This window comes from Rhizobium sp. SEMIA 4085, assembly GCF_013004495.1.
Lineage (GTDB): Bacteria > Pseudomonadota > Alphaproteobacteria > Rhizobiales > Rhizobiaceae > Rhizobium > Rhizobium gallicum.
Genome location: NZ_JABEPH010000310.1, coordinates 1 through 7,515, shown reverse-complemented (window position 1 = coordinate 7,515; position 7,515 = coordinate 1). Strand labels below are relative to the sequence as shown.

Below are 7,515 nucleotides of genomic sequence, written 5' to 3'. Positions count from 1 at the left end.
GGCCTTGGCGAAGCGCATCGGGTCGACGCCGTCGCCGCGCAGCCAGCCGGTCATGGTGAAGAGATAGGGATCGGCGACGGAATACTGCTCGCCCATGACCCAGGGGCCGGCGAGCATCGTCTCCTCGATGAGTTCGTAGTTTTCCGTCATGGTCTGCGGCACCTTGGCCTGCATGGCTTCGTGCGCGGCGGGATCGTCGGCCCAGCGAGAACCGCGTCGCTTGTGTGCATGGTTCACATGCACGGTCGAGCAGAGGTAGCTGTTGAAGGCCTGCAGGCGGGCGACCCCGAAGGAGGCGTCGAGCGGCGCGAGCCTGGCCGCTGGGACGGTCTGCGCGATATAGGCGAGGATCGCCGGCGTTTCGGTGACTATGCCGCGATCGGTGACGAGGGCCGGGACGCGGCCCTTCGGGTTGATCTTCAGATATTCCGGCGAGCGCTGCTCGTTGTCCTTGAAGCTTATCATCCTTGCTTCATAGGCAAGCCCGGACTCCTCCAGCGCGATGAGACTTGCCAGCGCACAGGTGCTTTGCGCGAAATAAAATGTCAGCATGGTCGAGACTCCCTTTCGGGAATTTTATATAGCGCAACCGTCGCAGCCTGCCCATGGCGGAAATCGGGGCCGTTGCCGGCCCCGGCGCAATCACGCGGCTCTCGCGCAGCCCGGCACCTCTTCCAGCTTGTACCAGACCGGAATGCCGCGCTCGCGCGCGATGCGGACGTCGTTGTCGGCACCCTTGGAGTCCCCCCGCAGCCGCAGCACACCCTCGCAAAGCTCCAAAAGCCGGTGAGCGACAGGGTGGAAGATTTCCTCGTAGAGATCATCGCCGATCGATTTGCCTCCGGCTGCATTCCAGACCGGCAAGGCCACCCATTCGCCGATCATCGGAACATGGCCCGCCTTGAAGAGCGCGTAAGCGGGTTCCTCCAGTCGCTCCAGGTTGGCCGCCATTTTTTCCGGATCATCGCCGGTTCCGGACCTGTACGGCCCTGCAATCAGGATCAACATCGTTAAACTCCATCACTCCCGGCCTCATGCACGGGATTTCACGATAATGCGTGAAATTGCTTGCATGTCGAGTCATCTCAGGCATTATCGTGATAATTCGTTGATTTTCGTGCAGAGCGATGCTGACAACACAACGCAAATCCCTGATCCTCGACATCCTGCGCCGTGACGGCCAGGTCATCGCCAAGCGCGTCGCCGAAGATTTAGCGCTGTCGGAAGACACGATCCGGCGCGACCTGCGGGAGATGGCGGCTGACGGGCTCTTGAACCGGGTGCATGGCGGCGCGATGCCGATTGCGCCGGACCTGCCAAATTTCTCGGCGCGGCGGAGCGTTTTGTCCGATGCCAAGCAGCGGCTCGGCGCCAGGGCGGTGCAAATGGTGAAAGCGGGGCAGATGATCTTTCTCGACGGCGGGACGACGACGGCGGAGATCGCCCGGTATCTGCCACGCGACATCGCCTTTACCGTCGCAACGCATAGCCCGACGATCGCGGCGGAACTGGAGCATCACCCGACCGCGGACATCATTCTCACAGGCGGGCGGCTCTACAAGCACTCGATGGTGGCAACCGGCGCTGCGGCCATGGCGGCGATCTCGCAGCTTAGACCCGATATCTTTTTCCTCGGCGTCACCGCCGCCCATCCCGTGCACGGGCTCTCCACGGGCGATTTCGAGGAGGCGGCGACCAAGCGCCATATCGCCCGTTGCGCGGCCGAAACATATGTCCTGCTGACCGAGGAGAAATTCGATCTCGTTTCGCCCTGCGCTGTGCTCGGCATTGCCGATGTTGCCGGACTGATTGTTTCGGCGGGAGTGCCGGAAGAGCGGCTTGCGCCCTACCGGGCGCTCAATGCCGCGATCCTCGAAGCATGAGGGGCCCGGCGCGCCGCGCGATGTCCTGCGGCAGTAGGCTTGCGAAGAGCGCCGCCACGAAGACCGCCAGCATAGCATAGGCCGGCATCATGCTGCCGGTTCCGAGATCGCAGACTGCCGCCAAAAGCGGCTGGAATGCCGCGATCGTCGAGGCGATCCACGGCATGCCGAGCATGCGCGCCGGGAGGGCACCGAAGCCTGGCGTTTCCGCGATTGCCGCAAGCACGCCGTAGCCCGCGGCAATCCAGATGACGGTCCGCAGCCACGCCCGCTGGCCAAAGGAAACCATCCTCCCCTCTTCGAAGGCGATGAAGAGATAAGCGCAGAACACCGTGACGAAGAGGAAGGCCACCGGCAGGCTTTCGACGACCATTTCCGGCCGCAACTGGCCCGTCCAGCCGCCCGCGAGAATCCCCGGGAAGGCCGCCGACGCCGAAAACCAGACAAGCGCGACGGGCGCCCAGAGCCAGTTGACCGACAGGTAATGCAAACGGGCGAATGTGCAGATCACCATGATTGCCCCGGCAAGCCCAATACCCGAAGGCTTCATCGCGCCGGACATGGCAAGCACAATCGGCCCGCAGGAACCGGCGATCTCGGCGCAGCCGGACATGGCGACGATCGCCCAGGTCACGTAATCGAAGCACATGGAAAAGAACAGGAAGATCGCGACGGCGATCAGCATCCACCAGAGATAGCGGCCTGCAAACATATCCTGCCCTCGCGGCACGGGTTGAAACGCCGCACCATAGTAGGACAAATGCGCCGCCGCGCACCTCCTCTCGCAGGATTTGGTTTAACGCATATTAGGAATTGCTGATTATCCGAAACAGGTTGTGCCGTAACGGCACGGTCTATGCGAGAAGCGCAGCCGTGACGCGAATGTCGCCGACATGGATGCCGTTCCAATTGTGCATCGGCTTGACGCCCATCGAAACCAGCTTCGCGTGAACCTCGCTGCCCCTTTCGAAGAACCGGGCGAGCGCTGCCGCCACCATGGCCTCGGCGGCGCGTGTCGTCCCGTCCTCGCACTTTACGGCAATCGAGATCCCTTCCTCCGGAACTGCAGCGCAGAAGACGCCCTCGGCGCCGGTCTTGGCGAAAATCCTGCCCGGCGCGATCTGCATCAGCTCGGTGCAGGCGCGGCCCGTACCCGCGACATAGAAGGGCTCCGCCATGCAGGCGTCGAATAGGCGGCGGGAGGCCTTGGCGCGCAGCGGTTCAAGGCCATTGCCGGTCGCCATCTTGGCAAAGCCATGCGCGAGGCCGCGGAGCGGCACGGCATAGGTCGGGATCGAGCAGCCGTCAGTGCCGCAATTGTCGCGGCCGAGCACAGCACCGCAGAGGCTCTCCATCGTACCGCGGATCTCTTGCTGCAGCGGGTGGTCGTAGCCGCAATAGCCCTTCGCATCAATGCCCTGATGGCAGCAGGCGCAGACGAAGCCTGCATGCTTGCCGGAACAATTGTTGTGGAGCGCCGTCGGCGCTGTGATCGTGCGCGCCTGGTGGATCAGAGTCTTGCGGTCCGATGACCAGTGGGCACCGCATTCCAGCATTTCGACGCTCCCACCAGCGCGCGCCAGCATGGAGGCGGCAAGCGCCACATGATCGTCCTCGCCGTTATGTGAAGAACAGGCGAGCGCCAGTTCCTTGTTGCCGAAGCCGTAGGCATCGGCCGCACCACTTTCGACCAGCGGCAACGCCTGCATAGCCTTGCAGGAAGACCGCGGGAAAACGCCGCCATCGATATCGCCAAGCCCGAAGACGACCTTGCCATCGCCGTCGACGGCAACGATCGTGCCGCGATGGCAGCTTTCGACGAGCGAGCCGCGGGTGACTTCGACAGTGACGGGATTGGACATGGGCAGGGATCCGGATCGGTTTTTGGGGAGAGCAAAGCCATAGCGCGTTGCGCCGATAAAGCAACGCCTTTCGGCCGCGCTGCGGCAATTGCATTCCCGTTTCGTCCCGAAGCCGAAGCCTAAAGCGGACTGATCCGGTAGGCGCAGCGGCGAGCGCCGAGAAGAATGTGCTCGGACCGCTCGACATTGGCGCCAAGCACATTGCGGAAGGTCTCGAGCTCGGAACGGCAGAAGCCGGCGCAGGCCCGGGCCGCCGCACAGATGGCGCAGTGGTTTTCGACAAGCATAAACGTGCCGTCCTCTTCCATCCAGCTATCGGCCATGTAACCTTCGCGCGTCCGGATCGCTGTCAGCTGGCGGATGCGCAGAGCGAGATCGGAAGCCGAGACCTCCTTGCGGTAGCGCTTCACGGTTTCTGCCTCGCGTGCCGAGATGATGGTATCCAGGGCATCCCTGCCGAGCGTCTTGACCATGGTGCTCAGAAGGGTCGCGGTCAATTCCGCGTGGCCGTCCGGAAAGGTCTGGTTGCCGGCCAGGGTCAGATGCCAGAGCTGGCCTGGCCGTCCTCTGCCCGAACCCGGCTCGGTAAGGGGCTCGACAAGACGGTCCTCGGCAAGCTTCGTCAGGTGCTGGCGCGCCGCTTCAGAAGTGATGCCCAGCACATCGCCGATCGACGCTGCGCGCTGAGGCCCTTCGGTCTTTAGCAGAAGCAGAATACGGTTGGCAGGCGATTGGCGCATTTATTTTTCCAAGTCGTTGCTTGCTTTAATGAGGCAGGCATGTAATTTTCCAACTTATAACTTGGAAAATAATGATCCGCTAGCGAAAACATCAAGGTAATAGTTCATGACCAGTGCCGATCAGGCGGCAGAGCCGCAGTCATCCGTCTTCCAGCTTTTCACGCCGTCCCTGCTGCCCGCCACGCTGATGCTCGGCGGCGGAGTGACGCTCTATGCAATCGAGAGCTATATCACCGCCACAGTCGCCCCCTCGATCGTGCGCGATATCGGCGGCTTGCCGCTACTTGCCTGGGTGACGACGCTTTTCGTTGCCGCCGCCGTGCTCGGCTCGATCTTCGTGGCCACGCGGCCGCGCGGTATGGGCTTGCGCGGCGCCTATGTCTGCGGCGCCCTGATTTTCGCAACAGGCAGCCTCATCTGCGCCGCCGCACCTGTCATGGAAGTGGTGCTCGCCGGGCGCGCCGTTCAGGGTTTCGGCGCCGGCATCCTTGCCGCGCTTGCCTATGCTTTCGTCCGCTTCGCCTATCCGGAACCGCTCTGGCCAAAAGCCTCCACGCTCTATGCGGCGATCTGGGGTGTTGCGACCCTGCTCGGGCCGAGTGCAGGCGGCCTGTTTTCGCAAGGAAGTGCGTGGCGGTACGCCTTCATCATCATCGTGCCGCTCGGTCTGCTGATGGCCGTTCTTTCGCCATGGCTGCTACCGAAAGCGACGGACGACCGCGCCCACGGCAAGACGCCGGTCTTGCAGATCTGCCTGCTGCTTGTCGCCGTGCTGTTCGTCAGCATCGCAGGCACCGTCGAGCATATGGTCACGAAGGCTGCGCTGATTGCCGTTTCCGTCCTCTCGATCTCACTGATGCTGGTGACGGAACGTCGAGGCAACAACCGGCTTCTTCCAACCGGCGCGGTCATGCTCGCAAAGCCGGTTGCGCGCGTCTACCTCATCATGTTCGCGCTGCTGTTCATCCTCGTCAGCGACATCTACATTCCCTATTTCCTGCAGACCTTGCATGGCGTGACGCCGCTGATTTCCGGCTATCTGACCGCCCTTGTCGCGCTCGGATGGACGATCGCCGCCTTCTTCAGCGGCTCTCTGACCGGCAGGCGCGCGAGCAACGCGATCGTCGCCGGCTGCATCATTGAAGCGCTGGCGACCGTTTTCCTGGCGACCTTTCTCGCCCGAGACAACCAGATGGCGAGCCTTGCAATTCTCGGACCGGCGGCTGTCGCAATGCTGATGATGGGTTTCGGTGTCGGCCTCGGATGGGCGCATCTGGTGACAAAGGTGCTGCGCATTGTCAGCAGCGCCGAGCAGGACAAGGCATCGGCAGCGATCTCCACGTTGCAGTCGCTCGGCGGCGCTTTCGGCGCGGCGGTCGCTGGCGTCATTGCCAACAGCACAGGGCTCGTCACACCGGGCGGCATTGCCGGCAGCATCTCGGCGGCCCACTGGCTCTACGCCGCCATGGCGCTCCCCGGCATCGTCACGATTGCGGCGGCACTGACGCTGAGAGAAGGCCGAAATTGAAAAGAGGCGCCCCGGGGCGCCTCTTCCATGAATGAGAGTTTCGAGCGATCTCAGGCGACGCTGCGCTCCGGCTCTTGCTGGACAGCCTGCTGCTTCACGCCGAGATAAAGAACGGAGCGGAGGCCGATGCCGTAGGTGTCGCAGACTTCGGGCGTCAGGAACTCACTGACCGGGACCTCCTGCACCGCAAGACCTGACCGCCGGATCACATCGACGAATCCCGGCTTGGAGAATATGCGCACATGGTCATCCTGGCCGAAATGCTGCCAGCGCCCCTCAGGCGTCGTCACATCGGGATTTTCATAATTGTCCTGGATCGACAGGCAAATCGGCGCCATCAGGATGGCAATGCTGTTCTGCTTGAGAACACGCCGTATTTCTGAGGTGGCGCGCACCGGATCGTCGACGTGTTCGAGCACGTGCGAGCACAGAACGAAATCGAAAGTCTCGTCCGCATAAGGGAGATTGTGAATGTCCGCCTTGTCGTCCGCCTCCGGCATATACATGTCGCAGCTGCGATAGAAGATGTGCGGATGGCTTTTCAGCCAGAAGCTCAAAGAGCGGCCTGGGGCGATATCCAGAAACCGGAACGGCTGCGCCTGGTTGAGGCGCTGAAACACAGGCGTCAGGAACAGGGCATAGAGCCTGTCGCGGTCGCTCGAGTGACAGTTGGGGCAACTATAGGCCTGATGATTGATCGTTTCGAATTCATCGACCCCATAAGCAAAGCCATGTTCGGTCGCCTTGTCGATATAATACCGCGGAAGCGGCACGAAATGCGGAATCCTGCTGCGGCAGATGGGGCAAGAGTGGAATAGAGCCATTGCATTCCTCGTGGGGACCGTACGACGCGCAATCAACGCCACATCAAGATGCGCAGTTCGGGGCCGGGTTTCGATCAGACGACAGTTCAGCGACCCCGGAGACTCACTTACGGCCAGGATCAGTTTTACCTTGTGCACCGATGCTGGTCCGAAGCTGACCTCAAACGGTCAGGGTGATCTTGCCGATATGGCTGCTCGTTTCCATCAGCCTGTGCGCTTCGACGACATCTTCGAAGGCAAAGGTCCTGTGGATGACGGGGGCGACCTTGCCGGCTTCGAGGAGCGGCCAGACCTGGGAGAAAAGGTCGTCGCGGATGGCGCGCTTTTCTTCTGCAGTGCGTGGGCGCATCGTCGAGCCGGTGACAGTGAGGCGCTTGGCCATGATCGGCGCGAGGTTGACCCTTTCAGCGACCGCGCCGCCCAGCAAGGCGATGATCGACAGGCAGCCGTCCCTGGCGAGCGATGCGATATTCTTTTCGAAATAGGCGGCGCCGATCATGTCAAGTACGACATCGACGCCATGGCCACCGGTCTCGGCCTTGATTACTCCGGCGAAATCCTCACTCTTGTAGTTGATCGCCCGCTTCGCTCCGAGCTTTTCGCCGGCCTTGCATTTCTCCGCCGAGCCTGCGGTCGAATAGACCTCGGCGCCGAAGGCGCGGGCGAGCTGGATCGCCG

Annotated in this window: 9 protein-coding genes; 2 read left to right on the top strand and 7 right to left on the bottom strand. The window is 62.3% G+C overall.

All coding sequences use genetic code 11. The features are described from left to right. Positions 1-552: glutathione S-transferase family protein (locus C9413_RS24465; RefSeq protein ID WP_170251013.1), on the bottom strand; the 552-nt coding region annotated here is incomplete at its 3' end. Between the two features lie 90 nt (positions 553-642). Then, entirely contained in the window at positions 643-1,008 is a 366-nt protein-coding gene (locus C9413_RS24460) for a DUF4406 domain-containing protein (protein WP_170251012.1), read from the bottom strand. Between the two features lie 119 nt (positions 1,009-1,127). Between C9413_RS24460 and C9413_RS24455 the strand changes: the two genes are divergently transcribed. Beyond that, positions 1,128-1,883: a DeoR/GlpR family DNA-binding transcription regulator gene (locus C9413_RS24455; RefSeq protein WP_170251011.1), complete on the top strand. Its 756-nt coding sequence runs from the start codon at positions 1,128-1,130 to the stop codon at positions 1,881-1,883. On the opposite strand, the gene C9413_RS24450 is transcribed toward C9413_RS24455, so the two are convergent. From C9413_RS24450 to C9413_RS24440, 3 genes are all read right to left on the bottom strand, one after another. Next, the gene (locus C9413_RS24450) at positions 1,858-2,595 is read right to left on the bottom strand and encodes a hypothetical protein (RefSeq protein WP_170251010.1); all 738 of its coding nucleotides are present in this window, start codon (positions 2,593-2,595) and stop codon (positions 1,858-1,860) included. The genes C9413_RS24455 and C9413_RS24450 overlap by 26 nt on opposite strands. 142 nt (positions 2,596-2,737) lie before the next feature. Continuing rightward, positions 2,738-3,745 (bottom strand): asparaginase, encoded by a 1,008-nt coding sequence (locus C9413_RS24445; protein ID WP_039844245.1) that lies wholly within the window; start codon positions 3,743-3,745, stop codon positions 2,738-2,740. Between the two features lie 119 nt (positions 3,746-3,864). Beyond that, positions 3,865-4,485, bottom strand: coding sequence for a transcriptional regulator (locus tag C9413_RS24440; RefSeq protein ID WP_039844244.1), 621 nt, complete (start codon positions 4,483-4,485; stop codon positions 3,865-3,867). A 106-nt stretch (positions 4,486-4,591) separates the two neighbouring features. Between C9413_RS24440 and C9413_RS24435 the strand changes: the two genes are divergently transcribed. Further along, complete coding sequence (locus C9413_RS24435; protein ID WP_039844243.1) at positions 4,592-6,013, top strand: MFS transporter; 1,422 nt, start codon at positions 4,592-4,594, stop codon at positions 6,011-6,013. A gap of 50 nt (positions 6,014-6,063) precedes the next feature. Here C9413_RS24435 and C9413_RS24430 read toward each other — a convergent pair whose 3' ends face one another. Together C9413_RS24430 and C9413_RS24425 are read right to left on the bottom strand one after the other, a co-directional pair. Next, positions 6,064-6,786 carry a class I SAM-dependent methyltransferase gene (locus C9413_RS24430; RefSeq protein ID WP_223843973.1) on the bottom strand — a complete coding sequence of 241 codons (723 nt, stop codon included), beginning with the start codon at positions 6,784-6,786 and terminating at the stop codon, positions 6,064-6,066. A gap of 211 nt (positions 6,787-6,997) precedes the next feature. Continuing rightward, a partial coding sequence (locus tag C9413_RS24425) for a zinc-binding dehydrogenase (protein ID WP_170251009.1) occupies positions 6,998-7,515 on the bottom strand: 518 nt, incomplete at its 5' end.